General features: G+C 73.0%; 23 protein-coding genes. 10 read left to right on the top strand and 13 right to left on the bottom strand.

What is annotated here, in order from left to right; all coding sequences use genetic code 11:
- Positions 1-38: 38 nt before the first annotated feature.
- The 3 genes from LZG04_RS38875 to LZG04_RS38865 all read left to right on the top strand — a co-directional run bounded on the left by LZG04_RS38875 (position 39) and on the right by LZG04_RS38865 (position 2,919).
- Positions 39-758, top strand: a complete 720-nt coding sequence (locus LZG04_RS38875; RefSeq protein ID WP_233826856.1) for an alpha/beta fold hydrolase — start codon at positions 39-41, stop codon at positions 756-758.
- A gap of 134 nt (positions 759-892) precedes the next feature.
- Entirely contained in the window at positions 893-1,564 is a 672-nt protein-coding gene (locus LZG04_RS38870; protein WP_233826854.1) for a response regulator transcription factor, read from the top strand.
- Positions 1,561-2,919, top strand: a complete 1,359-nt coding sequence (locus LZG04_RS38865) for a sensor histidine kinase (RefSeq protein ID WP_233826852.1) — start codon at positions 1,561-1,563, stop codon at positions 2,917-2,919. The genes LZG04_RS38870 and LZG04_RS38865 overlap by 4 nt, the downstream gene beginning before the upstream one ends.
- Positions 2,920-2,922: 3 nt before the next feature.
- On the opposite strand, the gene LZG04_RS38860 is transcribed toward LZG04_RS38865, so the two are convergent.
- The 3 genes from LZG04_RS38860 to LZG04_RS38850 form a co-directional block, all read right to left on the bottom strand.
- On the bottom strand, positions 2,923-3,447 hold the full coding sequence (locus LZG04_RS38860) for an SgcJ/EcaC family oxidoreductase (RefSeq protein ID WP_233826850.1): 525 nt from the start codon (positions 3,445-3,447) through the stop codon (positions 2,923-2,925).
- A 149-nt stretch (positions 3,448-3,596) separates the two neighbouring features.
- On the bottom strand, positions 3,597-5,192 hold the full coding sequence (locus LZG04_RS38855; protein WP_233826848.1) for a polysaccharide lyase family 1 protein: 1,596 nt from the start codon (positions 5,190-5,192) through the stop codon (positions 3,597-3,599).
- Positions 5,193-5,483: 291 nt separating this feature from the next.
- Positions 5,484-6,341, bottom strand: coding sequence for a PaaX family transcriptional regulator C-terminal domain-containing protein (locus LZG04_RS38850; protein ID WP_233826846.1), 858 nt, complete (start codon positions 6,339-6,341; stop codon positions 5,484-5,486).
- A 103-nt stretch (positions 6,342-6,444) separates the two neighbouring features.
- On the opposite strand from LZG04_RS38850, the gene LZG04_RS38845 reads away from it, so the two are divergent.
- Positions 6,445-8,286, top strand: a complete 1,842-nt coding sequence (locus LZG04_RS38845) for a cellulase family glycosylhydrolase (protein WP_233826844.1) — start codon at positions 6,445-6,447, stop codon at positions 8,284-8,286.
- Between the two features lie 3 nt (positions 8,287-8,289).
- On the opposite strand, the gene LZG04_RS38840 is transcribed toward LZG04_RS38845, so the two are convergent.
- Positions 8,290-8,838: a hemerythrin domain-containing protein gene (locus LZG04_RS38840; RefSeq protein WP_233826842.1), complete on the bottom strand. Its 549-nt coding sequence runs from the start codon at positions 8,836-8,838 to the stop codon at positions 8,290-8,292.
- A gap of 225 nt (positions 8,839-9,063) precedes the next feature.
- On the opposite strand from LZG04_RS38840, the gene LZG04_RS38835 reads away from it, so the two are divergent.
- Positions 9,064-10,218 carry a hypothetical protein gene (locus tag LZG04_RS38835; RefSeq protein WP_233826839.1) on the top strand — a complete coding sequence of 385 codons (1,155 nt, stop codon included), beginning with the start codon at positions 9,064-9,066 and terminating at the stop codon, positions 10,216-10,218.
- On the opposite strand, the gene LZG04_RS38830 is transcribed toward LZG04_RS38835, so the two are convergent.
- From LZG04_RS38830 to LZG04_RS38815, 4 genes are all read right to left on the bottom strand, one after another.
- Positions 10,194-11,102, bottom strand: a complete 909-nt coding sequence (locus tag LZG04_RS38830; RefSeq protein WP_233826837.1) for a bifunctional methylenetetrahydrofolate dehydrogenase/methenyltetrahydrofolate cyclohydrolase — start codon at positions 11,100-11,102, stop codon at positions 10,194-10,196. The genes LZG04_RS38835 and LZG04_RS38830 overlap by 25 nt on opposite strands.
- Positions 11,099-11,707, bottom strand: coding sequence for a cyclodeaminase/cyclohydrolase family protein (locus LZG04_RS38825; protein WP_233826835.1), 609 nt, complete (start codon positions 11,705-11,707; stop codon positions 11,099-11,101). The genes LZG04_RS38830 and LZG04_RS38825 overlap by 4 nt, the downstream gene beginning before the upstream one ends.
- 92 nt (positions 11,708-11,799) lie before the next feature.
- A complete protein-coding gene (locus tag LZG04_RS38820) occupies positions 11,800-13,278 on the bottom strand; it encodes a hypothetical protein (protein ID WP_233826964.1) in 1,479 nt (492 codons plus the stop codon).
- A gap of 93 nt (positions 13,279-13,371) precedes the next feature.
- Positions 13,372-14,859 (bottom strand): hypothetical protein, encoded by a 1,488-nt coding sequence (locus LZG04_RS38815; protein ID WP_233826962.1) that lies wholly within the window; start codon positions 14,857-14,859, stop codon positions 13,372-13,374.
- A gap of 146 nt (positions 14,860-15,005) precedes the next feature.
- Here LZG04_RS38815 and LZG04_RS38810 point away from each other — a divergent pair, with 146 nt between their 5' ends.
- The gene (locus LZG04_RS38810; RefSeq protein WP_233826833.1) at positions 15,006-15,962 is read left to right on the top strand and encodes a LuxR C-terminal-related transcriptional regulator; all 957 of its coding nucleotides are present in this window, start codon (positions 15,006-15,008) and stop codon (positions 15,960-15,962) included.
- A gap of 4 nt (positions 15,963-15,966) precedes the next feature.
- Here LZG04_RS38810 and LZG04_RS38805 read toward each other — a convergent pair whose 3' ends face one another.
- Both LZG04_RS38805 and LZG04_RS38800 read right to left on the bottom strand, forming a co-directional pair.
- The gene (locus LZG04_RS38805) at positions 15,967-16,164 is read right to left on the bottom strand and encodes a hypothetical protein (protein ID WP_233826830.1); all 198 of its coding nucleotides are present in this window, start codon (positions 16,162-16,164) and stop codon (positions 15,967-15,969) included.
- Positions 16,165-16,580: 416 nt separating this feature from the next.
- Positions 16,581-18,011, bottom strand: a complete 1,431-nt coding sequence (locus LZG04_RS38800) for a serine hydrolase (RefSeq protein WP_233826828.1) — start codon at positions 18,009-18,011, stop codon at positions 16,581-16,583.
- 85 nt (positions 18,012-18,096) lie between these two features.
- Here LZG04_RS38800 and LZG04_RS38795 point away from each other — a divergent pair, with 85 nt between their 5' ends.
- A complete protein-coding gene (locus LZG04_RS38795; RefSeq protein ID WP_233826826.1) occupies positions 18,097-19,230 on the top strand; it encodes a sensor histidine kinase in 1,134 nt (377 codons plus the stop codon).
- Positions 19,220-19,879 (top strand): response regulator transcription factor, encoded by a 660-nt coding sequence (locus tag LZG04_RS38790; protein ID WP_233826824.1) that lies wholly within the window; start codon positions 19,220-19,222, stop codon positions 19,877-19,879. Before LZG04_RS38795 ends, LZG04_RS38790 begins: the two co-directional genes overlap by 11 nt.
- A gap of 6 nt (positions 19,880-19,885) precedes the next feature.
- On the opposite strand, the gene LZG04_RS38785 is transcribed toward LZG04_RS38790, so the two are convergent.
- From LZG04_RS38785 to LZG04_RS38775, 3 genes are all read right to left on the bottom strand, one after another.
- Positions 19,886-21,040, bottom strand: coding sequence for an MFS transporter (locus LZG04_RS38785; RefSeq protein ID WP_233826822.1), 1,155 nt, complete (start codon positions 21,038-21,040; stop codon positions 19,886-19,888).
- Entirely contained in the window at positions 21,030-21,713 is a 684-nt protein-coding gene (locus tag LZG04_RS42870) for a GntR family transcriptional regulator (protein WP_233826820.1), read from the bottom strand. The genes LZG04_RS38785 and LZG04_RS42870 overlap by 11 nt, the downstream gene beginning before the upstream one ends.
- Positions 21,714-21,811: 98 nt before the next feature.
- On the bottom strand, positions 21,812-23,092 hold the full coding sequence (locus LZG04_RS38775; RefSeq protein WP_233826818.1) for a YncE family protein: 1,281 nt from the start codon (positions 23,090-23,092) through the stop codon (positions 21,812-21,814).
- A 218-nt stretch (positions 23,093-23,310) separates the two neighbouring features.
- On the opposite strand from LZG04_RS38775, the gene LZG04_RS38770 reads away from it, so the two are divergent.
- A complete protein-coding gene (locus LZG04_RS38770; protein WP_233826815.1) occupies positions 23,311-24,462 on the top strand; it encodes a CdaR family transcriptional regulator in 1,152 nt (383 codons plus the stop codon).
- A 46-nt stretch (positions 24,463-24,508) separates the two neighbouring features.
- On the top strand, positions 24,509-25,210 hold the full coding sequence (locus tag LZG04_RS38765) for a TetR/AcrR family transcriptional regulator (RefSeq protein WP_233826813.1): 702 nt from the start codon (positions 24,509-24,511) through the stop codon (positions 25,208-25,210).
- Positions 25,211-25,627: the final 417 nt, after the last annotated feature.

Raw genomic sequence — 25,627 nt, 5'->3', positions numbered from 1 at the left:
TGTGGCACCGAGCGAGACCGACGATCGAGGAGAGCACGATGACCAGCCAGAACCCCACCGTCGTCCTGGTGCACGGCGCGTTCGCCGACGGCTCGAGCTGGGCCAAGGTGATCGACCTGCTGCGGGAGCGGGGCGTCGACGCGGTCGCGGTGAGCAACCCGTTGCGCGGGCTCGCCCACGACGGCGACTACGTGGCGAGCGTGGCCGGGCAGGTCGACGGGCCGGTGGTGCTCGTCGGGCACTCCTACGGCGGCCCCGTGATCACGCACGCGGCCACCAAGGCGGCGAACGTCAAGGCGCTCGTGTACGTGGCGTCGTTCGGCGTGGACCGGGGGCAGAGCGCGTTGAGCTCGGTGGAGGGCTTCCCGCCGGTGGAGCTGAACACGTCCCTGGTGCCGCAGCGGTTCCCGGACGGCGACGACACCGACACCGAGTTCACGATCCGCCGTGACGCGTTCGCGAGCGTGTTCGCCGCGGACCTGCCGGCCGAGGTCACCGCCACCGCCGCGGTGAGCCAGCGCCCGATCGCGGCCCGTGCCCTGGCCGAGCCGCTGTCCGTGGAGCCCGCGTGGAAGGCGCTGCCGTCGTGGTTCGTGGTGGCGACCGCGGACAACGCGATCAACCCGGACTCGCAGCGCGCCGCCGCCGGCCGCCTCGGCGCCACCACCGTCGAGGTCGAGGCCTCGCACGCCATCGCCCTCTCCCGCCCGGCCGAGGTGGCCGCCCAGGTCCTCGCGGCCGTCACCTCCCTCTCCTGACACCGAGCGGGTCGAGCGCTCGGGTTCGTCCCGCTCGGCCCGGCCGGCGTCCCGAACGTGGAACTCGGCGGTCCTGAGTGGACGACACGCGGGGCCTGGGGGTCGGACACGCGCGGGTGGAAGGATTGGCCGGTATGCGGGTGCTGCTGGTGGAGGACGACGAGCCGATCGCCGAATCCCTCACGCGGGGGTTGGGCAGGTACGGCTCCGACGTCGAGTGGGTGCGCACCGGGGCCGAGGCGCTGGCCGCCGCGCCCACCGACATGGTCCTGGTCGACCTCGGCCTGCCCGACATGGACGGCCTGGACGTGTGCCGGGAGCTGCGCGCCCGCGGTGACGTGCCGATCATCGTGATCAGCGCGCGGGCCGACGAGACCGACCGCGTGGTCGGCCTGGAGATCGGCGCGGACGACTACGTGTCCAAGCCGTTCGGCGTGCGCGAGGTGATCGCCCGGATGCGGGCGGTGCTGCGGCGGGTCCGGCCGGAGCTGCTCCACCCCGACGCCACCCGCGCCGACGGCGTGCGGCCGAGCAGGCTCGCCATCGACCGGCGGGCACGGCGCGTGCACGTCGACGGCATCGAGGTCACGCTCACCCCCAAGGAGTACGACCTGCTGGCGTTCCTGGCCGAGGCACCGGGCGCGGTGTTCACCCGCGAGCAGATCATGGAGGCGGTGTGGGACGCCAACTGGTTCGGCCCGACCAAGACCCTGGACGTGCACGTCGGCGCGTTGCGCCGCAAGCTCGGTGACGCGGTCGCCGTGGAGACCGTGCGCGGGGTCGGCTTCCGGTTGGCGCTGACGTGATCCGCCAGCTCGTGGCGAGCTACGTGCTGCTGGTGCTGGTGGCGATCGCCGCGTTCACCGTGCCGGTGGCGTTCACGCTCACCGACCAGCTCTACCGCGACGCGGAGAACTCCGCGCGCCGGGAGGCGGAGACGGCCGCGCTGCTGCTGTCACCCGGCGACGCGCCGTCGCGCCAGGCGCTGGCCCGCCTGGTGGACGCCTACCGGCAGCAGACGCCGGGCCGGTTGGACGTGCTGTCCGCCGCGCGCACCGCCGTCGACCCGCTGCCGCTGCCCGCCGCCGTGGACGACCCGGCGTTCACCGAGGCGTTGCACGGTCGCGAGTCGACGCGGTGGGGTCACGCGGAGGCGTTGGGCGCGGACGGCCTGGTACTGGCCGTGCCCGCGCGGTCGCCGGACGGCACGGTCGTCGGCGCGGTCCGGATCAGCTACCCGTCCGCGCCGCTGAGCACCCGGCTGTGGCAGATCTGGGGTTTCCGCGCGGCCCTGGCGGTCACGGTGCTGATCGCGGCGGCGGTGGTGGGCGTGCTGCTGGCCCGGCGGCTGACCCGCCCGCTGCGCGAGCTCAACCGGATGGCGGGCAGGCTGCGCGACGGCGACCTCACCGCGCGGGTCGAGGAGACGGGCCCGCCGGAGACCCGGACGCTGGCGGGCACCCTCAACACCGCGACGGAGACCATCGGCACGCTCGTCGGCTCGCAGCGGGCGTTCATCGGCGACGCCTCCCACCAGCTCCGCACGCCGCTGACCGCGCTGCGCCTGTCGTTGGACAACATCGCCGACGGCGTGGCCGACCCGTACGTGCGCGAGGACGTCGACCACGCCACCGCCGAGGTGGTGCGGATGAGCAGGCTGGTCAACGGCCTGCTGGTGCTCGCCAGGGCCGAGTCGACCGTGGCCGCGCCGGAGCCGGTGCGGGTCGCCGACGTGGTGGCCGACCGGTTCGACGCCTGGCGGGCCGCGGCCGATGAGCGTGGCATCCGGCTCCGGCACGACGCCGCGGATCCCGGCCTGCGCGCCCTGGCCGGGCACGGGCACCTGGAGCAGGTGCTGGACAACGTGCTGTCCAACGCGCTCGGCGTGTCGCCGGACCACGCCACGATCACCGTGCGCAGCCGGCGCGAGGCCGGCAAGGCGGTGGTCGAGGTGGTCGACCGGGGTCCTGGTCTGGCCGCCGCCGACCGGCAGCGGGCGTTCGACCGGTTCTGGCGCGGTCCGGCGCTGACGGGCCGTTCCGGCTCGGGCCTGGGGCTCGCGATCGTCAAGCAGCTCGTGGCCGACGACGGCGGTGCGGCGAGCCTGCACGAGCACGAGGACGGCGGGTTGTGCGTCCGGATCGTGCTGCGGGCCGCGTGAGGGTCACGGCTTGCCGGGCATGGCCGACGAGTGGTGGTTGACGATCAGCCACTTGCCGTCGACCCGCTCGTAGGCGAACGTGTAGCGGGCGTCGACCTGCGTGCCGTCGGCGGCGAACGTGAAGCGGTAGACGCCCGCGTCGATGGCGGCGTCCGGGCCGAGGACGGCCACGTGGGACTCGAGGATCTCGCCGGACGGCTTGTTGGCCAGGAAGTGCTCGAAGTAGTCCACGATCTCGGCGCGGTCGGAGCGGACGTTGTCCGACAGCGTCGGCAGCAGCACGCCGTCGGGGGCGTAGTGGTCGGCGACGCGCTCCGGGTCGCCGGTGGCCAGCGCCCGGTTCCAGTCGCCGAACAACGCCTGGACCTCCTGCGCGGACGGCTCGGCGACGGCGGTGGTGCCGGTCGTCGCGGTCGTGGTGGCGGTGGTCGACTGCTCGGTGCCGACGGCGGTGCCGCACGCGGTGAGCGCGACGACCAGGGTCACCGCGGCGATCGCTCCGGCACGAACACGTCCGACGTTGCTCATTGTCATCTCCTGCGGGTGGTGCGGGTGTCGAGTTCCACTTTCGTGTGACACGTGGAAGCAACAGCCCAGGAGAAAGACAACGCTGAGTAAGGGTTCGACCAAAAAGGACGGCGTGGCCGACGCGGAGGCCGGCCACGCCGCGGAAGGGGTCAGCCGACCTTGCCGACGCCCGCCCCGGCCATCACGGTGGCCTTCACGGTGTTCGGGTCGTCGAGCGTGTAGGCGTAGTAGTCGCGCGGCTCCTGCACGCTGCCGCCGCAGTCGGGTTGGCCCGACTCGCCGACGAACACGTTGTCACGCGCCACGCACCGCCCGCCCGGACCGGCGTAGCTGTTGCTCACCGGCTCCTCGACGTCCTCGAAGTAGTTGCCCTCGACGACGCAGCCGGAGTCGGCCTGGCAGGCCACGCCGACGTCGGTGTTGTAGAGGTAGTAGTTGTTGAACACGTGCACCGGCTCGCCGAACCGGACGCGCGGGTTGCGCTGCGGTGTCCGGTCGAACCAGTTGTGGTGGTAGGTCACCTTGAGCCGGCCGACGTCCTGCGCGCCGTTGCCGTCGTCGTGGCCCAGCAACATGTTCTTGGTGTGGTCGTGGGTGTGGTTCCACGAGACGGTGACGTAGCTGGAGCCGCGCTTGATGTCGATCGCGCCGTCGTAGCCGCGGGACAGGTCGTTGTGGTCGATCCACACGTGGTGGGAGAACATCTGCACGTTGATCGCGTCGTCGGCCCAGTCGCGGAACACCAGGTTGCGGACGATGACGTTGTGCACCGCGTCGGCGGGCGGCGAGGTGATCGCGGAGACCGGCAGGCCGATGTTGAGCCCGCCGCCGGTGAACCCGGAGGCCGACCCGATGCCGATGATCGTCTTGTCCGACGTGACGTCGTGCATGGGTCCGGGCAGGGCGATCATGCCGCGCACGCAGATGGTCAACGGCCCGGTCCGGCCGATGGCGGTCAGGAACTCCGCGGCCGTGTCGACCTCGACGGTGGGTCCGCCCGCGCCGCCGGTCGTGCCGCTCTGGCCCCACGCGGTGACCGAGGCGAACCCGATCGGCCGGTCGGAGGTGGCGCAGGTGCCGGGTTGCTGCGGGGTGGTGGTCGTCGTGGTGGTGCTCGTCGGCCCGCCGGGCCCCGCCACGTCGGTCACCAGCACGTCGTCGAACGACGCCGACGCGTAGTAGGTGGCCACGCCGACCCGGCCGCCGCCGAACGCGGTGTCGGTCGCCGTCACGACCTGCGTGCCGTCGACGAACCCGCGCAGCGAGCTGCCGAACGCCTCCAGCCGCACGGTGTGCCAGGAGCCGACCGCCACCGCGGCGGGCGCGGTGGCCAGGGCGGTGTGCCCGCCGCCGACCCGCTTGCCCAGCACGGCGGTCCCGGCGTTGGTCAGGGCGAGGTAGTAGTAGTTGCCGGTGTTCTGGACCCGGGCCGTGACGGCGACGTGCCGGTTCGAGCCGTTGAACCCGGTCGGCCTGACCCGGGCCTGCACCGACTGGTCGGCCCACGTCGTGCCCGCCGAGGCCCTGGCGTCCGAGCTGGTGCCCGACTGCCGCCACGCCCGCGACCCGTCGGCGACCACCGACCAACTGCCGCCGCTGGCGCTCCAACCGGTCGAGTCGCCGTCCTCGAAATCCTCGGTGAACAGCGTGGCGGCCGATGCCGAGGGCACCAGCAGAACCGCCATCGCGACCAGGAAAGCGCTCGCCACGGCGGCGAGCGACGTTAATCTTCCGTGCTTGCTCAAAGGGAGCCTCCCTGCTGGACCGGGCGTTGTCCGCCCGATTCCGCCGACCCCGGGCGTTCACGGTGGTGAAGGCGTTCACGCTGGTGAACGCCGGTGCGCACGCGGTGGGGCGACGGCTGCCGACAAACGGAGGCGGCGGTTGGCGGCATGCTCTCGGAAGTGCTGGGAATCCTTGTCGCGAAGGTAGGGCTTCATTTCCGGGACGTCAATGCGGGCGCACCCGTTCCGACCACTGATCGCACGATCGCGTCAGTCTCGGACATCCCACCGCCGGGCGTCGCCGACCGCGGTCTAGCCGGGGGTCGGGCCGTCGACCGGGATGGTGTCCAGGACGGAGGCGGCGATCGCTCGGGCCGGGCGGGCGTAGGACTCGGCGAGGGTGTGGAAGACCTGCTCGGCGCGGATGGCGGGCCAGTCGTCGGGCAGGTGCTCGGCGGGCAGCCGGGGGTCCTGGCGGACGAGTTGCAGCCACTCGGTGTGCAGCAGCAGTTGCCTGGCCAGGTCGTCCGGCGCGTCGGCGAGCGGCCGGTCGTGGTCCCAGCGGCGCAGGAACGCCTGGTAGCGCTCGGCGATGGCGGGCACGTCGAACGCCGTGTGGGCGATCTGCTCGGCCTCGGTCGGCTTGGCCGTGTGCGCGGTGAACACCTTCAGGTAGTCGGTCAGGTCGAGGTCCTCGACGAGGGCGGGCACGTCCACCACGCCGGGCGCGATCCACAGGCCGTTCTGCAACGGCCCGAACCCGCCCCAGATCAGGCGGGAGCGCAGGTCGTGCCGCTGGCTGCGCCAGGACTCGGGCAGGGAGAAGCCCACCATCGTCCAGGTGCCGTCCCAGTCGTCGTTGATCGCGCCGCTGCGCCAGACGCGGTGCTCGCCGTCCTCCAGCACGGCCGCCGAGCGCGCGGTGAGCCCGAAGTACATGCGCCTGCCGTCGCGGTGCCGTGCCAGCAGGTCGCGCTTGACCATGCGGGTCAACGTCGAGCGCACCGCCTCCTCGGACACGCCGACCCGGGCGAACACGTCGATGACGCTGCCGGAGAAGACCGCGACGCCCCGGTTGAGCACGTGGATGCCGAGGAAGCTGAGCATCAACGACTGCGGCCGGACCGATGTCTCCTGCTCACGGGCCTGCGGGTCGACGTGCGGGATCACCGCCCGAGCCTAACCCCGGGTCGACGCCCTTGTGCGACCCGGCCGATCCGCTACCCTCAGACGTGAAACGCCTTCATTTTCAGTCGAGTGAAGGGCGGTCGCGGTGCGGCGGATCGCGCTCCTGCTGGTGCTGGTGCTGGCCATGTCGACGACGCCGGGCGTAGCCGCGGCGGACGGCCTGTGGTTCGACGACTCCACGATCACCGTGGCCGACGGCGCGTTCCGCGACCGGCACGGCCGCGAGGTGGTGCTGCGCGGGTTCAACGTCTCCGGCACGGCCAAGCTGGCCGAACACCGGGGGTTGCCGTTCGCGAGCACGGCGGACGCGCGCGCCTCCGCCGTGGCGATGCGGCGGCTGACCGGCGCGAACGCGGTGCGCTTCCTGGTCACGTGGGCGTGGGTGGAGCCGCAGCCGCGCCGGATCGACCAGGGGTACCTGGACGCGGTCGCCGAGCAGGTCACCGCGTTCACCGACCAGGGCATCCGGGTCTACCTGGACTTCCACCAGGACCTGTACTCGCGGTACCTGTTCAACCGCGACAGCTGGTACACCGGCGACGGCGCGCCGGAGTGGGTCGTGCGCGCGGGCGGCTACCCCAAGGAGTCGTGCGGGCTCTGCGTGCACTGGGGCCAGAACATGAAGAACAATGTCGCGGTCACCGCCGCGGTGCACGACTTCTGGCACAACCACGAGGTCGCCACCTCCGCCGGGCCGATCCGGATCCGCGACGAGTTCCTGTGGCAGGCGGGCGAGGCCATGCGGCGGCTGAAGTCGTCGCTGTCGGCCCGGGCGTTCCGGCTCGTGCTGGGCGTGAACCCGCTCAACGAGCCCTACGCGGGCCGTTACGACCAGGGCCAGGACGGCGTCGCCTGGGAACGTGATCTGCTGATGCCGTTCTACCGGCAGTTCCGGCAGCGGATGGACGAGGCGGGCTGGGCGGACAAGCCGGCGTTCGTGGAACCGCTGGTGTTCTGGAACCAGAACGTCGATTTCTTCGCCGAGCCCGGCGGGTTCCCGGCGGTGCCGACGCTCGGCGACCGTTACGTGTTCAACTCGCACTTCTACGACGGCAAGGCGCAGTCGGGGTTGCTCAAGCCGGGCAAGGCGGGCGACGGCGAGTACACCGCGGACTTCAACCGGATCCGCGACCGGGCGGGCGCGCTCGGCACGGCGGCGATCGTGTCGGAATTCGGGCACCCGGTCGCGGGCTTCACCTCGGACAAGAACCCGTCCGTGCTCAAGGCGATGTACCAGGCGCTGGACTCGCGGCTGCCCGGTGCGCGGTGGTGGTCGGGCGCGGCGGGGTCGGGGCCGGTGCTGTCGGGCAGCCAGTGGCACTGGGACGTCAACTACGGCCGCCACCACGAGCTGATGAACGACAACCCGGACAAGGTCCGCACCGAGGGTGACGCGATGAACGACGAGCACTTCTCGGCCGTGCGGCTTGACGACGGCGGCGACCCGGTGCTCACGGTGGAGGGCCGGGTCGTCGACCGGCTGTTCCCGCGTGCCGTGGCGGGCCGCACGATGGCGTTCACCTACGAGGACCGCGCCCGGGACGGTGCCGCGGTGTTGTCGTGGAACCGGGTGCCGGACACGATGCCCGCCGTGCGGGCCCTGGTGGGCACGGGCCGGTTCGGCGTGCTGGTGTGGCAGGGCAACGGGGTGGCCGCGCCGACGGAACTGCACCTGCCGTCGTCGTTCTCACCCGCGTCCACCGCGGTGGTGAGTGATCTCGGTGCCACCACCGGGCTTCCGGCCTACACCGGCGTCGAGCCGGTGGCCGTCGCGCCGGAACCCGGAGCGTCCGGTGTGCACCGACTCCTGCTGTCCACTTCGGACTCTCGGGTGCACTTCGCCCTCGTGGCCGACGGCGCGGCGGCCGGGTCGGTGGCCGCCGCCCGCGCCGAGCTGACCGCGTGGGTCAACGCCACGTTCGGCTGACCCTCACCGCCGCAGCACGTCCCGGACCAGGTCGCGGGCCCGGTCGAACAACGCGATCGGCGGGCCCAGCAGCATGGCCGCGCCGGGCGACTCGATGCCGGGGTGCGGACGGGTGGGCGCGACGGCCTCCGCGGCCCGCACGGCCTTCGCCATCGCGCGCAGGCGGTCGTCGTCGTACTGCTCGCGCAGCCGTGGGAACTCGTCGCGCTCCTCGTGCTCGGCGTGGGCCAGCACGTCGTCGCGCAGCTGCGCGAGCAGGGTGTCGAACCCCTCGGCCTCCACGCCGATCTTGTCCATGGTGACCAGGAGCTCCTTGGCCCGGCGCTCCTCGGCGACCCGCGCGTCCACGATCGCGTCACCGCCTTCGCCGCGCCGCGCCGCCGGGTGCACGATTTCCTCCTCGGCGGTTTCGTGCACCGCGAGCAACCGCACCAACCGGTGGAACGCGTCCACCCGCTCACTGCCCTTGGCGGTCTCGACCTCGGTGAACAGCTCGCGGAGTTCACCGTGCTGGCGGACAAGCAGCTCGACCACGTCTTCTCGTTCGCTCATGGCACCGGTTTACCCGTGCGCCGATCCGCGAAACGAGTCCACGAACACCACGAACGCCTCCGGCCGGGCCGCCTTCGCCGGCGGGATTCACCGGGGAAGTCGAGGCGTTCCCCTTTCCGGTCCGCGGGTTCCGCGGGTGGTTGCGCTGTCCGGCCGACGCCGGGCCGGGTCGGGCGGCGTTACCGTTTGATCGATCCAGCAGGACATCCTCGCAACGGAGCGATCATGCCCGATTTACGTGCGTCGCTGGCCGCTCTGGCGCTGGCGACCGCCCTGCCGTTGGTCGCCGCGCCCTCGGCGGTCGCCGAGCCCGAGATGGCCGTCCTCGAACTGGGCCGCCTGCCCGGCTATCCCGGCCACTACGTCACCGGGATCAACGACCTGGGCCAGGTGGTCGGCAGCGCGCAGGGCGACGGGGTGCCGCCGCGCGCGGTGCTGTGGTCCCCGCGCGGGGGCGCGAGCGACCTCGGTCCCGGCCTGGCGGTGGGGATCAACCAGCGCGGCCAGGTGCTCGGGTTGGAGATCCGCGCCGCCGCCCCGCCGTACCAGCACAAGCCGTGGATCTGGTCCGGCGGCACGCGGACCCAGGTGATGCAGGCCTACGCGGCGTGGGCGTACGCGCCGGCGTTCAACGACGACGCCGTTGTGCCGGTGAACTACTCGACGTCCCTGATGCGCCAGGAGCACAACCGCGCGGCCGTCTGGAAGGCCGGTCGGCACGTCGAGCTGTCGCTGTCGGGCCCTGACCTGTGGGTGTACGCGATCAACGGAGCCGGTGCGGTGGCGGGCAGCTACGCGGTTTCCGCCACCCAGGACTTCGCCGCCGTCCGCTGCGTCGACGGCGCGTGCACGCGGCTGGGCACCGGTCCCGGGTACGGACCGTACATCCCGGAGGCGATCAACGAGGCCGGCGTCGTCGTCGGCAACCGCGCCACGGTGGCGTTGCGCTGGGAGGGCGACGAGGCGACGGTGCTGTCCGAGAACGGCCGGGTCGCGCACGGCGCGCAGGCGCTCAACGAACGAGGTGACGCGGTCGGCTGGTCGTCCGGCGCGGACGGTGTGCGCCGTGCGGTGCTGTGGCCCGCCGGCGGCAAGCAGGTCGACCTCGGCGTGCCCGGTCCCGCCGAGGCGGTGGCGATCAACGAACGCGGCGACGTGGTGGGGTGGACGTCGGCCAACGAGTGGTCGTCACCACGCGGGTTCCTGTGGCGCGACGGCCGGATCACCTACCTCGACCCGCCGACCGGCCACTTCAGCCGGCCGATCGCGATCAACGACCACGGCGTGGTCGTCGGCCACACGACCGGCACGGACAGCACCAACAGGCCGGTGCTCTGGGTGCCGGCGGCGAGCGCTCAGGTCGAGCGGGCGTTGCGGTAGAGGCGCACGGCGTTGCGCATCGCCATGGTGACGGTCATCGAGCCCACGCGGGGCACGAAGACCGAGGCGCGGTCCAGCACGTCGTCGGCGAAGTTCTTCATGGTGGAGAAGTTCAGGCACACCGCGCCGGGCTTGATCTCCTCGGCCCGCACCAGCGGGAAGTCGCGGGACGGGACGCCGGTGACGACGACGTCGGCCTCGGCCAGCGCGGTGGCGCGGTCGACGGCCGCGGCGTCGACGTGGTGGCCCTGGATGCCGGCCGCGTGCCGGAACACCAGCGAGCCGGTGACGTCGAACGACGTCACCTCCGCGCCGTCGTTGGCCAGCATGGCGGCCAGCGGGCGTCCGACGATCTCGCTGCGGTTGAACACGCACGCCTTCACCGACGCCAGCGGGGTCTCGCCGTCGCCGCGGAACGCGCCCGCCTCGCCCAGCAGCTTCATCACCGCCAGCGGCGTGCACGGCAGCACGGCGCGCCGGGTGCCCGCGTCGTCGATGAACCGCCGGTTCTCGTAGAGGCAGCGGCTCCAGAACGAGTGCAGGCCCTCGACGTCCTTGCGCGGGTCGACCAGCTCTCGCAGCCACCGGTCGCGCTCGGGGTCGCGGACCGGGTAGTAGACGAACACGCCGTGCACGCCGTCGTCGGCACTGGCGTCGCGGACGGCGTCCTCGATGTCGTCGGCGCGGGGTGTGCGCAGGTCGAAGTCGATGCCGACCTCGGCGCACGCCCGCCGGGTGTACTCCGCGTAGGTCCGCGCGGGCCGGTCGCCGTCGACCAGGAAGCCGACGACGGTGAGCCGTTCGGGGATCGTGGCCAGGTCGGCGCGGATCTCGGCGCGGATGGACTCGGCGAGGTCGGCCGGGTCGATGGTGCGGGCGGTCATCGGGACTCCTCCGGGGTGCTCTCGATGCGGGCGTGCGCGGCCACGGCGGCGCGGCGCACGTCGTCCAGCCGTGCGGTGAGGGCCGCCGCCCCGTCGCCCGGCTGTGCCAGGTTGGCCTCGGCGCCGCGCAGGGTGGCCAGCACGGACCCGAGCAGCAGGTCCGCGCCCGCGCGGACGTCGCTCACGACCGTGCCGGCGACCAGGGGCAGCACCGACGACGCCCACTCCAGCGCCCGCACGGCGTCGGCCGCGGCGGCCAGCGGGCCTTCCGTCGCCGCCACCGAAGCCGCCGCCACCGCGGCCTGCCGGGCGGCGCGTTCCTCCTCGGTGGAGCGGGGCAGCCGACGTGCCCGCAGGTAGTCCTGGAACAGCTCGACGTCCCGGTCGGCGGCCGGGCCGAGCCGGTCGAGCAGCGCCTGGCCGGCCGCGATGGCGTCACCGACCGAGGGGTCGCGCTTCGCGGTGATCTCCAGCGCCATGAGCACCAGCGCGCAGCCGAGCGCAGCCGTCACCGCGGCCACCGACCCGCCGCCGGGCGTCGGGTCGGGCCCGGCGGTCCGCGCGCGCAGCTCGGCCAGGGTCACGTCCCACAGGCTCTCCGTCACGCCAAGATCTTCGCGTGCCGGGGCGCCGGCTGCCACAGCGCGTGGTCCCGCCCGCCGGGGTGGCGGACGGGACCGGTTCGCGCGCCGGACGGCTAGCAGGCGGGTGCGCCGACCGCGCCGTGCCCTGCCCACTCGTACCAACCGTTCGCGCTGGTCCAGGTCTTGCGGATCAGGTCGGCGTTGCTGTTGCGGCTGAACACGTCGATCCGCTGGCCGCTCATCGCCACCGCCGTGGGACTGGTGAGGAGGTAGCCGCCGAAGTCGCTGGCCGGGTACGTCGTCCAGTCCGCGCCGTTGGGGCTGTAGCGGTGGATGAAGCTGTTGTCGTGATCGCGCAGGAAGATGTCCACGCTGTCACCACCACGGGTCGACGCAGTCGGACGACCGGTGAAGTTGCCACCCCGGTCGGCCCAGCTGTACCACCCCGCATCACGCGTCCACATCAACGACAACAAACTGCCGTCCGCCGCACGGGCGAAGACGTTCATGCGCGAACCGTCCGCGTTGGCGACCGCCGCGGGTGCACCGGAGGCGGTGACGGTCGAGGCGTTCAGGCCGATGTTGGACCAGTTGGTGGTCCAGCCCTGCACGGTGTCGTAGTGCCGGTAGACGATCTTGTTCTCGCCGTTCTTGGCGAACACGTCGACCCCCGTCGCGTGACGACTCGTCACCGCGGGCGACGAGGTCACCACGTACTCCCCCATGTCGGCCCACGGGTACCAGCCGTACCCCGACACCCACGTGATCTTCTTCAGCCGGTTGTCGATCCCCTGCGCGAACACGTCGATCCGACCATCCGTGTAGATCGCCGCCGGGTCACCCTTGATCTTCGCGTTGTACGGCAAGGTCGCCCAACACCCCCACACGCCGGCGGACATGTTCCGGTGCTTGAGGTGGCCGTCCGACGTCGTGGCGAACACGTCCAGCCCGCCGTTGACCCGCGAGATCGTCGACAGGCCGGGCAACGTGGTCGAGGTGCCCGGGGCCGCGTCCCACAGGGCGGCGACGATCAGCTGGGCGTCGGCGGCCTGCACGCCGTACCGGTACCGGTACTCGGCGGCCGGCCGCTGCACGTCCGCCGCGACCTCGCCGATCGGTTCGGCCGCCCACGAGCCGTTGGGGTAGAACTGCTGCATCACGTCCAGGAAGCTGTGGGTCGCGGTCGGCGGGTGCAGGCGCTGGGCGGCCGTGCCCCAGCCGTCCCGCTGCTGGTAGAGGCCCAGGCTGTCGCGGTCGCCGTAGTTGACGTTGCGCAGGTGCGATTCGACGATCACGGTCGCGATGGCGATCGCCGCGGCTCTCGACGACAGGCCGCGCGCCTTGACCGTCTGGACGACGACCCGTGCGCAGGACGTCTCGTAGGCGTCCATGTTGCCTCTCATGTCGGAGTCGAGCTGCGCGTTGAGCTGTTGGCCGATCGTGACGTCCTGCGTGGTCGTGCCGCCGGGGTCGCAGGCCCGGATGTCGTCGGCGGTCGCCGCGGGCGCGATCGGGCCGAGCACGGTCAGGCCCGTGCTCAGGGCCGCGGCGGCGAGGGCTGCGGTCAGCGTCCGGCTCGGTGCGAGTGTCACTGGGGTGCTCCTGGTTCAGGCAAGGCGGTACCGCGGGATGGGGCCGAGAGGAGGTGGGGGCGGCCGGTGCAGGTCCGGCCGCCCCGCGCGGGTTCAGCAGGCGGGTGCGCCGACCGCGCCGTGCCCTGCCCACTCGTACCAGCCGTTCGCGCTGGTCCAGGTCTTGCGGATCAGGTCGGCGTTGCTGTTGCGGGTGAACACGTCGATCCGCTGGGCGCTCATGGAGACGGAGGTCGGGCTGGTGAGGATGTAGCCGCCGAAGTCGCTGGCCGGGTACGTCGTCCAGTCCGCGCCGTTGGGGCTGTAGCGGTGGATGAAGCTGTTGTCGTGGTCACGGAGGAAGATGTCCACGCTGTCACCGCCACGGGTCGACGCCGTGGGACGACCGGTGAAGTTGCCGCCCCGGTCGGCCCAGCTGTACCACCCCGCGTCACGCGTCCACATCAACGACAACAAACTGCCGTCCGTCGCACGGGCGAAGACGTTCATGCGCGAACCGTCCGCGTTGGCGACCGCCGCGGGTGCACCGGAGGCGGTGACGGTCGAGGCGTTCAGGCCGATGTTGGACCAGTTGGTGGTCCACCCCTGCACGGTGTCGTAGTGCCGGTAGACGATCTTGTTCTCGCCGTTCTTGGCGAACACGTCGATCCCCGTCGCGTGACGGCTCGTCACGGCCGGGGAGGACGTGACGACGTACTCCCCCATGTCGGCCCACGGGTACCAGCCGTACCCGGAGGTCCAGGTGATCTTCTTCAGCCGGTTGTCGATCCCCTGCGCGAACACGTCGATCCGGCCTTCGCCGTAGATCGCGGCCGGATCACCCTTGATCTTCGCGTTGTACGGCAGGGTCGCCCAGCAGCCCCACACGCCGTCGTTCATGTTGCGGTGCTTGAGGTGGCCGTCGGAGGTGGTGGCGAAGACGTCGAGGTCGCCGGCCGAGCGGGAGATGGTCGACAGGCCGGGCAGCGAGGTGGTCTGGCCGTCGTCCTCGATGACGTGGTCGTAGCGGTAGGGCAGGTAGGTGCCGCTGTAGTACGGGTAGGGGATCTTGCGGTAGGTGGCTTTGGGCGGGGTCTGCTCGAACTCGTAGTACTCGGTGCGGGCGGCGTCGGCCCACTTCTCGAAGATCACGACGTGGTTGTCGTAGCTGAGCAGGATGTCGCCGGGCTTGAGGTCGTCCTTGTCGATGCGGTGCGCGACCTGGTCCAGGCTGCGGGTGGTCAGGGACTCGCCGAGCCGCCACGCCATCGACACGAAGCCGGAGCAGTCGGTGCGGTACCCGCCGTAGTAGTCGGTCTGGCTGTACGGCACGGCGGCGGTCACCCACGTGCGGGCGCGGGTGATGATCTCCGACCTGGTCACGGCCGGTGTGGCGACCTCGGCGGTCACGGTCGCGCCGGACCCGTCGGTCGACGTGACGGTGGTGGTCGGGGTGTCCGGGGCGGCTTGGTGGCTGGTGGCGTGGTGCCCCGGGCCGGTCGTGCCCGCCGACGGCGCGGCGGTGGCGACGCCGCCACCGAGCACCGCCGCGGCGATCACCGCCGAGAGCAGTGACCGGGCCGCTCGCTTGTCGAGTCTCATCGTCGTGCCTTCCCGTCGTGGCGTCCTCGACCACGAGCCTGGGGCCGGGGCGGGACGTCACGTAGGGGGCAGATCGGCCATTGGCCGCCACTGGACACGCCCGTACGCTGGGTCACCGGTTTGGGGAGAACCCGGGGGGGTGGGCGATGCTCGAAGGGCTGCTTTCCATGGGCGCGGGAGCCCTGTACGACTCGTTGGTGCGCAGCGGACCGGTCGCGGTGGACGACCCGAGGGCCGAGAGCGCGGACATGGCGGAGCTGTTCGAGAAGGGGTTCGTGCGCCGCGACTACCGCGGCGAGCCGACCATCGCGCCGGTCGAGCCGGTGCGCGCGGTCGACCACGCCATCCTCGTCGCGCAGCAGCAGGTGCTCGACCAGCAGCGGGCGATCGTGGCGGCACGGCACCAGCTCGACGCGTTGCAGGCGGCCTACCGGATGGCGAACTCCTCGGGCGACACCGCGGACATCGAGATCATCACCGACCCGCAGCGCATCGGCCAGGTCTCGTTCGAGCTGTGCCTGTCCGCGCGGGAGGAGTTCGTGACGTTCTCCACCCGGCACTTCCGCAAGGCGCCGAGCGCGCAGACGGTGATGACGCTGCCCGCGGTCGTGGCCGAGCGCGGGGTGGTGCTGCGCAACGTGTGCGAACGGGCCGTGCTGGAGTTCGAGAGCTCGCGCGACATGGTCGAGGGCAACCTCAAGGCGGGCTGGCAGATGCGCGCGGTGCCGGAGCTGCCGATGAAGATGGTGATCGCCGACCGGCACTCGGCGCTGGTGCCGCTGGACCCGACCGGCATGGAGGGCGCGCTGCTGGTGCGGACGCCGACGATCATCGCCGCCCTGCGGATGCTGTTCGAGCTGGTGTGGAGCCAGGCGGTGCCGGTGGGCGCGCGGGAGGCCGGCTCGCGCAACGGGTTGACGCCGACCCAGGCCAAGGTGCTGGACCTCCTGGCGACGGGCATGACCGACGGCGCGATCGCCCGGCACATGAAGATCAGCGAGCGGACGGTGCGCCGTTACGTCTCGGGGCTGTTGGAGGCGCTGCAAGCCGACAACCGGGTGGCCGCGGTGTACGCGGCCACCCGGTTGGGGTGGTTGAACTGACCGGTCAGGTGCCCGGGTGGGTCCAGCCGTAGTCGTCGTCGCCGCACTCCAGCTCGGGGTCGCCGCAGGGGGTGGGCGGGTCGGTCGGGTCGCCCGAGGCCACCGCGGCGGTGTTCGCCGCGGCGGTGGCGAAGGTCGTGACGCCGACCGTCGCGGCGGCGAGGACCGCGGCGAGCACGGCTGCCGCGATGCGCTTGGACATGTTCTCCTCCTGGTGGCTGCGGGTCCCCCGACCGGCGATGGGCAAATCCTGGCGGCCGGTGGCCGCCGGCGGCAGTGGCGGGTCCGGCCACCGTCCGCAATAGGTCAGCGCGGTGGTCGGTGGCCTGGACCGGCCGTTGGCCGGAGCCGACCGCTGCGCGCGGCGCGGCTCGTCCCTAGCGTCGGGCGCACGTGCTCGACGTCGGGAGGTGATGAGTGGAGTGCGAACCGGGCGCTGACACCCCGGTACCGGAGCTGCCGGTGCCCACCGGGTGGTGGCCCGAGCCGGACACGATCGCCTGGGTGGGCCGGTCCCCCGACGACGAGCCGCGGGACGAACCGGACGACGAACCGGACGACGGGGACCGATGACGACGTGGACCCGGGCGCTGCCCACCGTGCCCGGGTCACACCTCGTCACCCGGCGTCCGCCCGGCGCGCGGAGATCGCGACCAGCCGCGCCACGAGGACGGCGACACCGCCCACCGCGGCCACCGCCAGCAGCACCGTGAACGTCGGGTACAGGTACGGCACTTGTCGCCACGCCACGTCGCGGCCCCGGTAGAGCCGGCCGACCACCCGGTGCACGGTGGCCAGGAGCAGCAGCGGCAGCACCAGCGGGACCAGGCGTGCCGCCGACCGCCGCCGGTCGGCCCACCGCCGCGACCGCAGCACGCCCCGGACCGCCACCGCCGCGACGGCCGGTGCGAGGGCGAGCAGCACCGCGTCCACGGCGATGGACGGGTCGCCGACGGGCGGGAGCCGCCTGCCCTCGACCAGGGCGACGAGGCGGTCGCCGAGCGCCTGGGCGTCACCGTGCGCCAAGCCCGTGTTGGCCAGGACCGCGATGCCGTATCCCGAGTCGGGCAGCAGCGCCTGGTAGGCGGTCGAGGTGAACAGGTCGCCGCCGTGGTCGACCAACCTCGCGCCGGACGGGGTGACGCCGACGAACCAGCCCAGGCCGTACGACCCCGACACGGCGGACGGGGTGTGGGTCGCGGCGATGCTCGCGGGGCTCGCGACCGCCGTGCCGTCGGGCCCGCGGCCCTCGTCGTTCTGCGCGACGAGCCACGACGCCAGGTCGTGCGCGGAGGTGAGGACGCCGCCGGAACCGTTGCCGAAGGCGGCCGGTTCGGGCAGCGCCACGGGCACGCCGAGGACCTTGATGTGGCCCCGGGCGCTCGCCGGCAGGTCGCGTTCGGTGTCGGCGGTGCGGCTGTCGTCCATGCCCAGCGGCTCGAAGACCTCCCGGCGCAGGTGCTCGGCGAACGGCGTGCCGCCGACGACCTCGACCAGCCGTGCGGCGACCTGGAAGTTCGGGTTGTGGTACGCCCAGCGGGTGCCGGGGGCGGCGGCCAGGCGTGACTCGCGCATCGCCGCCACGGCCTCCGCCAGGGTGTGCACGGGCGGGCCGGTGAACGACCGGTTCGTCGTGTCGGACAGGCCCGAGGTCTGGTCGAGCAGCTGCCGCACCGTGATGTCGGCGGCACGGGGGTCGGCCAGGGTGAACTCGGGCAGGTGCGCGCGCACCGGGTCGTCGAGCCGGACCCGGCCGTCCTCCACGAGCCGCAGCACCGCCAGCGCGGTGAACGACTTGCTCAGCGACGCCGCGGCCATCACGGTGCGCGCCGTGACGGGCTCGCCGTCGGGGGTGTGGCCGTACCCGGCGGTGTGCACGACGGTGGTGTCACGGGTGACGGCCACGGCGATGCCCGGCAGCGCGGTCTGCTCCCGGTACTCGCGCACGACCGCGTCGACGGCGGCGGCGTCGACCACGGGCGGCGCGGCGGTGGTGGGGCCGAGGGAGACGGCGGAGACGATCAGGGCGGGCAGGATCGGGGTGAGCACACCGGCAGTCTCGGAGCGCCGCGGTCGCCTGCCATCGGACCGTGGTCCGAGTTCGGCCGGGCGTCGGCCGGATACCGTGCCCCGCATGGTTCAGGCGAGGCTCGGCCCGCGAGCGCTGCTGGTGGTGGACGCGGTGGCGGCGGCCGCGGTCGTGGTGTGGACGGTCCTGCGTGCCCCCGCGGTCGACGTGCCCGCCGTCGTCCTGGCCGTGGCGCTGGGTGCCCCGCTCGCGGTCCGCAGGCGGCGGCCCGTCGCGGTGTTGTGCGCGGTGCTGTCGGTGGGTGCGACGGCCATCGTCGTCGGTGTCGGCAACGAGTCCGTGCTGGCGGCCGTGGTGCTCGCGCTCCACCCGGTCGTGCTCGACTCACCCCGCCTGGACGCGCCGGCGGCGGCGCTGGGGTGCGTGCTGGCGGCGGGCATCGCGGTGGCGACCGTGCCGGGGCTGCCGCTCGTCCCGCCGCGCGCGGGCGCGGAGTCGTTCGCCACGCACCCGGTCACGACGTCGCTGTTCAGCGCGGTGGTCCTGATCGGCGCCTGGGCGGTCGCGGCGACCGTGCGCACCCGCAGGCGGCACCACGCCGAGCTGGTCGAGTCGCGCACCGCGCGGGCGGTGGCCGAAGAGCGCTTGCGCATCGCCCGCGACATCCACGACGTGGTCGGGCACAACCTGAGCCTGATCGCGATGAGGGCTGCGGTCGCCAACCACGTCGCGGACACCCGCCCCGACGAGCGGGAAGCGGCGCTGCGGGGCATCGAGCAGGTCAGCCGCGCGGCCCTGGCGGACGTCCGGACCGTGCTGGGCGGGGTGAGGGAGGCGTCGGCCGACCCGGCGAGCACGGCCGGGCTGGACCGGTTGGTGGCCGACGCGCGCTCGGCCGGCGTGGCGGTGACCACCGAGCAGGCCGACCTGGCCGGCACACCGGCGGCGGTGCGGGTCTCGGCGTACCGGATCGTGCAGGAGGCGTTGACCAACGTGCGGCGGCACGGCCACCCGCCGCGCTGCCACCTGGTCACGGCCGTGGAGCCCGGCCGGCTGGTGGTCTCCGTCGTGGACGAGGGCACGACGGTGACGGGGTCCGGTGATGGGCAAGGGCTGCTCGGCATGCGCGAACGGGTCGCGCTGCACGGCGGCACGCTGCACGCGGGCCCGCTGCCAGGGGGCGGGTTCGCGGTCCGCGCCACGCTCCCCTTCGACACCGCCGCCCGCCATGACGGCTGAGCCGATCCGCGTGCTGCTCGCCGACGACGAGCCGATGTTCCTCGACACCGTCGGGCTGCTGGTGGACGCCGACCCCGGCGCGGAGGTGGTCGCCCGGGCGCGCACCGGCCGGGAGGCGTGCGAGCTGGCCGCGCGGCACCGGCCGGACGTCGCCGTGGTCGACGTCCGGATGCCGGACCTGGACGGTGTCGCCGCCACCCGGGCCATCACCGCGCTGCCCGACGCGCCGAAGGTGCTCGTCCTCACCACGTTCGACCTCGACGCGGTGGTGTACGACGCGCTGCGCGCGGGAGCGAGCGGGTTCCTGCTCAAGGACGTGCCGCCGCACCGGCTGCTGGACGCCATCCGGACCGTCGCGGCGGGCGAGGCGCTGCTCGCGCCGACCGTCACCCGCAGGCTCATCACCGAGGTCCTCGGTGGTCCCGCCCCGCGCCGCGCCCGACGGCCGCTCGACCGCGTGACCCCGCGGGAGCGGGAGGTGCTGGAGCTGATCACCCGCGGCCTGTCGAACACCGAGATCCAGCAGGCCCTGCACCTGAGCCGCCACACCGTGAAGACCCACATCGGGCACCTGATGGCGAAGCTGGCCGCCCGCGATCGGGCCCAGTTGGTGATCGCGGGCTACGAGGCCGGCCTGGCCGACCCGTGACGGCGGTCAGGCCGGCGGGCGTCGACCGGCCGTGACGCCGGCGGCGGCCAGGCCCGCGGCGGTCAGCACCAGCACGCCGGCGGCCCCCGTGCCCGCCGCGAGCAGCCCCGCCGCGCTGGGAACCACCACCTGGCCGAGGCGGTTGCCGGTGAGGCGCAACGACATCGCCCGCCCGCGCAGCCCCGGCGGCGTCGCCTCCGCCAGCCACGACATGGTCAACGGCTGGCCGACGCCCAGCCCGAGCCCCACCACGAGCACGACCGCGCCGAGCAACCACACCGGCATCGGCACGGCCGCCGCGGCGAGCCCCGCCGCCGCCAACGCGACGCTGCCCAGCAGCAGCCGATGTCGACCCAGCCACGCGGCCAGTCGGCCGAGGAACAGCCGCGACGTCATCGACGCCGCCGCGCGCACCGCGAGCAGCACACCCACCACACCGGACGGGATGCCGCGCTCCGCACCCAGCGCGGGCAGGTACACCAGCGTGATGTCGACCGCCGCGATGACCACGCAGCTGACCGCCAACGTCCGCACCAGGCCGGGTCGGCGCAGCAGGTCGCGCACACCCTCCGGCCCACCGTCCACTGTGGCCGCACGGCGGGCAGCCGGCGCGCGCACCGCCAGGGTGACGCCGATCAGCACCACCGTGATCGCGACCGCCACCAGGAACACGGTGTCCGTGCGCGGGATCGTCCGATCGCCGCCGGCCAGCAGGATCAGGCCCGGCCCCACCGCCTGCCCCAACGACGCGGCGAACGTGTAGTGCCCGAACGCCGCGTCGTACCGCGCGGTCTCGGTCGTGTTCGCCACCATCGCCTGCTGCGCCACCACCGAGCACAGGTGCCCGGTGCCGAGCAGCACGCTGCCGACCACCAGCCCGGCCACCCCGCCGCCGACGAACGCGAACGTCACGGCGGCGGCGCACATCAGGACCGCGCCCGCCGCCATCACCCGCCGTTCGCCGAGCCGGTCCACGGCCTGCCCGGACGGGATCGCCAGCACCAGCGGCGCGACCGCGAAGCCCGCCGAGAGGACGCCGAGCCAGCCCGTCGGCACGCCCAGCTCCAGGGCGCGGTACGTGGAGGTGGGCCGCAGCACGAACGTGACGAGCTGGACCAGGACGGTGTGGACCAGCAGCGCCACCGCCGCCCTATTCAGCACGGGGATCGACACCGCCGAGGCGTGACGCGGCCTTCGCACCCAGGCTGCCGGAGACGTGCCGGCGCATGACGTCCGCCGCCGCGTCGGCGTCACCGGCGACGACGTGCTCCACCAGCTCGCGGTGCTCGGCGGCGGTCCGCTCGCGCTCGTCGTCGGGCCGACCGGCCTCCAGGCCGAACCTGCGGTAGCGGTCGGTCTTGTCCCACAGACCGTCCAGCGTGGCGATGAGCAGGGCGTTGTGCGAGGCGCGGTAGAGCGCGGCGTGGAACCGGCGGTGGGCGACCAGGTCCTCCACACCGGGGTCGCGCCGCAACGGGCGCAGACCGCGCAGGGCCGCGCGCAGGTGCCGGACGTCGTCCTCGGTGCGCCGCCGCGCGGCCAGCGCGACCGCGAGGGGGTCCAGCGCCCCGCGCAGCTCCAGCAGGTCGCGGGCCTCCTCGGCGGTCAGCTCGGTGACGCGGGCGTCGCGGTGGGCGTCGAGCTCCACCAGCCCCTCGGACTTGAGCCGGCGCAGCCCTTCGCGCAACGGCGTCGTGCTGATGCCGATGGCGCGCGCCAACGTCGCCTGGTTGAGCACCTGCCCGGGCGTGAACTCCCCGGACAGGATCTTCTCGCGCACGGTCGTGTACGCGTAGTCGCTCTTCGTCGTGAACGGCTCGACCGGTTCGGCCACCCGAGACCTCCTCGCTTATAGGTTATAACCTATCGCGGCGGTCCGGACGCGCGGAAGCGGTGGCCGACGTGGCGCCGACCACCGCCGCACCGACCGCGTCAGCGCTGGGAAGGACCGGTCCAGCCCGCCGGGACGTGCCCGACGCGCACCCGCTGCGGGTGGTCGCCCACCGACACCGAGACCAGCTTGCGGCCCGTGGCGAAGTCGATCGCGGTCACCTGGTCGGCCCCGCTCTCCGAGATCACGCAGCTGCGCCCGTCACCGCTCACCGTCGCCCAATAGGGCTTGGCCGCGGGCACCAGCGCACCCTCGCGCAGGGTCGCCCGGTCGACGATCACGGCGTAGTCGTCCATGGTCCCGGCGATGCACAGCTTGTCCCCCGCCGGGCTCATCGACATGCCGTGGTGGCGGGAGTCGTTGACCCAGGTGGTGCGGTCCTCGCTGGTGTTCGGGTTCTTGGGCAGCTCCTTCAACCGCGTGATGCGGTCGGTGGCGACGTCGTACTCGAGGAAGCCGTTGAAGAACGACACCTGGAAGTACAGCTTCGACCCGTCGGGCGTGAACGCCACCGGGCGCACCGAGTCCGACAGGTCCGCACGGCCGAACGCGTCCAGCCTCGGCCGCATGTCGATCACCTCGACCTGCTGGAACGTCGTCGCGTCCACCACCGTGATGCGCCGGTCGCCCTTGGTGAAGTCGAACGCCGGGTCGTCCAGGGCGGTGTTGACCTCGCCGATCGACATGTTCCACAGGCGGCCGTCGGCGGTGAACACGTTCTCGTGCGGCTTGTCGCCCGTGGCGAACGAGCCGACCTGGCGGCCGGTCTCGATGTCGAGCACGTGCACGGTGTTGGACGTCGAGGCGGACACCGCGACGCGGCGGCCGTCCGGGGAGACGGCCATGTGGTCGGAGCGGAAGCCCGACACCGGGAACCGCCAGTTGACCCGGCCCGTGGCCAGGTCGATGGACACCACGTCGGCGAAGCTCGGCCGTGACGCGACCACCGCACGGCCGTCGGGAGTGGTGTACATGTCATCGACGAACTGGTCGTGGCCTTCGCCCGGGCCGGACCGGATGCCGAGGAAGAACGCGAGCTTGATCGGGTTGAGGTAGATCTCCCACAGCCGCTCCTGGCGGTCGGGGATGATGTTCACCCGGCCGATCCGGGCGAAGTCACCGCGGGAAGCGATCACGTCGGCGGTGCCGTCCCAGTTGTTCCCGACGAACATCACCTCGCGCAGCGCCGTGCCGCCGGGAGAGGGGGCGGCGGTGGCAGGTGCGGCGGTGGCAGGTACGGCGGCAGCGGTCAGCACGCAGGCGGCCAGCGCGCCGAGCAGCCGCGGGCGCGCGCGGCCTTTCGACCCGGAATTGTTGTCCACGACAGCTCCAAACCGGATGCGCGGTTGTCACATCCGTGCAGGGTTTCGATTCGTCCAGACCGTGTCGGCGAACCCGTGACCCGCGGGCACCGCCGCACTGTTACCGTTCAGTAGGTAATGGATACCGGCTCGCGGCGCGCCCGCGGTAGGGGCCGATGCCCAACGAGCCGCTTGCTCGTTATGCCACTGCCACAACGTCGCGGCGGGAGGGTGGGCCGGTGCCGGCAGCGCGCGATCACCTGCTCGGGCGGGTCTTGCGGGGCATGGCGACCGATCGCGGTGTCGTGGAGGAGCTGGTCCGGGCCGCGCGCGAGCAGTCGCCGGAAGTGGCACGGCTGCCGGAGGCCGAGAACCGTCGGCACATCGCGGTCCTGCTGGCCACCGGGCTCGACTTCTTCGAGCGGTCCGACGAGCCCGAGGCGCAGGACTTCCAGGCCGCCGAGGCGTTGGGCGCGGACCGCGCGGCCCAGGGCATCTCGATCGACGGGCTGCTGCGCGGCGTGCAGGCCGGGCGCACCAAGGCGATGACGATCGCCATCGCGCGCAGCCGGGCCGCGGGCGTGCCCGACGCGGTGCTGCTCGCGGGACTGGTCGACCTCGACCGCTACACCGGCGCGCTGGAACGGCACGTGATCAACGGCTACCACACGGCCGAGCTGGAGCTGTCCCGCACGAACCGGGACGCGAACACCCACCTGCTGCGACGGTTGCTGCTGCACGGCGACGGCACGCCACCCGAGGCGGCCGAGCTGCGGCGCGCGGGCCTGTCGCCCGACCGGCGGTACCACTGCCTCGTCTCGGACGTGACGCGACCCGACGAGGCGAGGGTGCTGGAACAACGCCTGCTGGGCTCCGGTGGCGTGTACGGGCTGGTCGAGGGGCGACTGACCGGGCTGTCCGCGCGCCGCCCGCCCGACCTCGCGCCGGACGTGCTGCTGGTGGTCGCACCGGCGACCGGGCTCGCGGTGATGCGCGACGTCCACCCGTTGTGCGTGGCGGCGCTCCGGATCGCCGGGCGGGCGGGGCTGCGCGGCGTGCGCGACCTCACCGACCTGGCCGGCGAGGTCGCGCTGGCCGCCCAACCCGTGCTCGCCGACCTGCTGCGCGGCACGCTCGCGGGCCTGGACCACGACGACGACTTCCACCGCGAACTGGTCGCCACCGCCCTGGTCTACCTCGACCACGGCCAACGCCTCGGCCACGCCGCCGCCGCGCTGCACGTGCACCCCAACACCGTGCGGTACCGGCTCGACCGGCTCGCCGAGCTCACGGGCACGCCGTGGGACGACAGCGCTACCGACCCGCCGACCGTGCTGGTCACGTTGCGGCACTGGTGGGCGCTGCGCACGTGGCTCGCGTATCGTCGCTAACAGGAAAGTGTTGGCACCGATCCATCCCTGTGTTATCGTTGCTAACATGGACAACAGATCAGCGATCCTGGCGGCAGCCGCCGAACTGCTGGAGGCCTCGCCGAACGGCGACATCTCCACGCGGGCCGTCGGGGAGCGAGCCGGCGTGCAGCAGCCGGTGATCTACCGCCTGTTCGGCGACAAGGACAGCCTGCTCGCCGCCGTCGTCGACCACGGCTTCGCGCAGTACCTCGCGGCCAAGCGCGCCGCCACGCCGACCGACGACCCGGTCGCCGACCTGCGGCGGGGCTGGGACGGCCACACGGCGTTCGCCCTGGCCCACCCCAACGTCTACCGCCTGATGTACACCCCTCGGCTGACCTCGCCACCGCGGGCCGTCCGCGAGGCGCACGACCTGCTGCGCGGTGTCCTCGAACGCATCGCCCGCATCGGCCGCCTGACCGCCGACCCGGACCGCGCCGCCGACATCGTCATGGCCGCCAACACCGGCGTCGCCCTCTCCCTGCTGAACCGCCCGGAAACCGACCGGGACCCCGACCTGTCGACCCGAGTCCGGGAGATCGTCCTGCCGGGCATCCTGACCCCAGACCCCGACATCGACCCGACCACCACCTCACCGACCGTGGCCCAAGCCGCCACCACCCTGGGCGCGCTGCTGCGCTCCAACCGACCGGGCCAGTTCAGCCCAGCCGAGTTCGCCCTCCTGACCGAATGGCTGACCCACCTGGCCACCCCACCCAACCCCTGACCACCCCGCCACACCTCCGAGGCGGCAGACCCCAGAGCCCACACCCCGACCTCCGCTCGACAGCCCCGCCACCACCCAGCCACACCGAACCGCCAGGCGGCCCGCGCCACTGCGCGCTCCCCCGAGCACCAAGGCACACGTGCCCACACCGCCCGCCGCAGCGGCCTTCTTCAACCTGCGCCCGCACCCTCGACCTGCGCGCCCCCAACCTGCGCCCGCACCCTCGACCTGCGCGCGCCCCCAACCTGCACGCGCGCCCTCAGCTTGTGCCCCGCGCCCAGCCTGCGCCCGCGCCCGACCTGAACCCGCCCAACCTCCGCCCGCACCCCCGACTTGCACCCGCGCCTCCAACCTGCGCCCGCGCCCAACCCGAACCCGAACCCGCCCAACCTGCACCCGCACCCCCGACTTGCACCC

This window comes from Saccharothrix sp. S26 (genome assembly GCF_021390395.1).
GTDB lineage: Bacteria > Actinomycetota > Actinomycetes > Mycobacteriales > Pseudonocardiaceae > Actinosynnema.
The sequence above is the reverse complement of the archived record's forward strand: the minus strand, read 5'-3'. Positions and strand labels throughout refer to the sequence as shown.

Excerpts from the sequence above, each read along its gene's own strand:
- LZG04_RS38875 (WP_233826856.1), top strand. The coding sequence starts at position 39 with ATGACCAGCCAGAACCCCACCGTCGTCCTGGTGCACGGCGCGTTCGCC.
- LZG04_RS38870 (WP_233826854.1), top strand. The coding sequence starts at position 893 with ATGCGGGTGCTGCTGGTGGAGGACGACGAGCCGATCGCCGAATCCCTC.
- LZG04_RS38860 (WP_233826850.1), bottom strand. The coding sequence starts at position 3,447 with ATGAGCAACGTCGGACGTGTTCGTGCCGGAGCGATCGCCGCGGTGACC.
- LZG04_RS38840 (WP_233826842.1), bottom strand. The coding sequence starts at position 8,838 with ATGAGCGAACGAGAAGACGTGGTCGAGCTGCTTGTCCGCCAGCACGGT.
- LZG04_RS38835 (WP_233826839.1), top strand. The coding sequence starts at position 9,064 with ATGCCCGATTTACGTGCGTCGCTGGCCGCTCTGGCGCTGGCGACCGCC.
- LZG04_RS38830 (WP_233826837.1), bottom strand. The coding sequence starts at position 11,102 with ATGACCGCCCGCACCATCGACCCGGCCGACCTCGCCGAGTCCATCCGC.
- LZG04_RS38815 (WP_233826962.1), bottom strand. The coding sequence starts at position 14,859 with ATGAGACTCGACAAGCGAGCGGCCCGGTCACTGCTCTCGGCGGTGATC.
- LZG04_RS38810 (WP_233826833.1), top strand. The coding sequence starts at position 15,006 with ATGCTCGAAGGGCTGCTTTCCATGGGCGCGGGAGCCCTGTACGACTCG.
- LZG04_RS38805 (WP_233826830.1), bottom strand. The coding sequence starts at position 16,164 with ATGTCCAAGCGCATCGCGGCAGCCGTGCTCGCCGCGGTCCTCGCCGCC.
- LZG04_RS38795 (WP_233826826.1), top strand. The coding sequence starts at position 18,097 with ATGGTTCAGGCGAGGCTCGGCCCGCGAGCGCTGCTGGTGGTGGACGCG.
- LZG04_RS38790 (WP_233826824.1), top strand. The coding sequence starts at position 19,220 with ATGACGGCTGAGCCGATCCGCGTGCTGCTCGCCGACGACGAGCCGATG.
- LZG04_RS38765 (WP_233826813.1), top strand. The coding sequence starts at position 24,509 with ATGGACAACAGATCAGCGATCCTGGCGGCAGCCGCCGAACTGCTGGAG.